This window comes from Streptomyces sp. NPDC006624 (assembly GCF_040611555.1).
GTDB lineage: Bacteria > Actinomycetota > Actinomycetes > Streptomycetales > Streptomycetaceae > Streptomyces.
Genome location: NZ_JBEXOM010000088.1, coordinates 1 through 1,156, shown reverse-complemented (window position 1 = coordinate 1,156; position 1,156 = coordinate 1). Strand labels below are relative to the sequence as shown.

The 1,156-nt window shown below is 60.6% G+C and carries 2 protein-coding genes; both read left to right on the top strand.

Annotation, left to right across the window (positions count from 1 at the left end; translation table 11 throughout):
• The coding region (locus ABZY20_RS37355) for a hypothetical protein (protein WP_356448005.1) at positions 1-331 on the top strand (331 nt) is incomplete at its 5' end.
• 94 nt (positions 332-425) lie between these two features.
• A partial coding sequence (locus tag ABZY20_RS37350; protein ID WP_356448004.1) for a type IV secretion system protein occupies positions 426-1,156 on the top strand: 731 nt, incomplete at its 3' end.

Here is a 1,156-nt window from a genome sequence, read left to right as displayed (position 1 = left end):
GGTCGAGGAGCGCGACAAAGAGGTGCAGAAGCTGGTGGGCAACACCAACGGCATCAGCGCGGCCAGCGGCAGCGGCCAGGTGACCAAGAACACCAACCAGACCAGCCAGTTGTCGGTGCAGATGGACGCCGATTTCCAGAACGGCAAGTACCTGCTCGATGCGTACACCGCCGTGCTCGAGACCTTGAACGACGACATGATCGCGCAGGCCGAGAAGGCGTTGAAGAACAAGAAAGACAAGAACGACATCCTGGGCAACATCGGCTCGTCGGTCGTCCAGGGCGCGCTGCTGAAGGGCGGCCTGCAAGTCGCCCGCTCGCGCGACCTGTAATACGTCGGCCGCGCGTGGAGCGCGGCCGGCGACAGAAATAATGGACCACTAGCGGCCGGGCGGAGATGCCCGGGCCGGCGGAGACGGAAGGCGTATGGATATTCACATGGTGTCGTTTGGGGCCGGTTCCTTGCTGGACTGGATGCATATGCAGGCGGCCGATCTGCCGGCGATGGCGTTCTTCGCCCTGATCAAGGATCACCTGGACTTCATGATCCTCAAGTTCCAGAACAACCTGCTCGACCGCGTCGGCAAGATCATCGGCGCCATCGCCATGACCGTGGTCACCTTGTGGATCATCGTCCAGGGCTTCCGCATCGCCACCGGCCAGTCGCGCGAACCGATGATGGCGCTGGTGGTGAACTCGCTGAAGACGGTGCTGATCGTCGGTATCGCAGTGTCGGTGGCCGGTACGGGCGCTAAGAGCTACAAGGCGCTGACCGACGGACTGACCACCGTGGTCCGCGGGGCCGTCTCCAATCAGGAGGGCGACGGTCCGTACGAAGACATGGACAAGATCCTCGGCGTCATGTCCGTCGGCCTGGAGATGATGGACTCGATCAACGTCGGCGACAGCCTGATGACGAACGAGACCAAGGAGAAGACGATGTCGATGCTTGGCGTCGGGCTCGGTGCTCCTGTGATCATGTCCATGATCGCGATGATGTTGAACAAGATCGCTATGGCTCTGTTCATCGGCACCGGTCCATTCTTCATCCTGTGCCTGCTGTTCGACCAGACCAAGGCCTTGTTCCAAAAATGGTTGTTCTACGGCATAGCCACCTTGATGACGATGTCGGTCTTGATCACGATGACGACGATCGC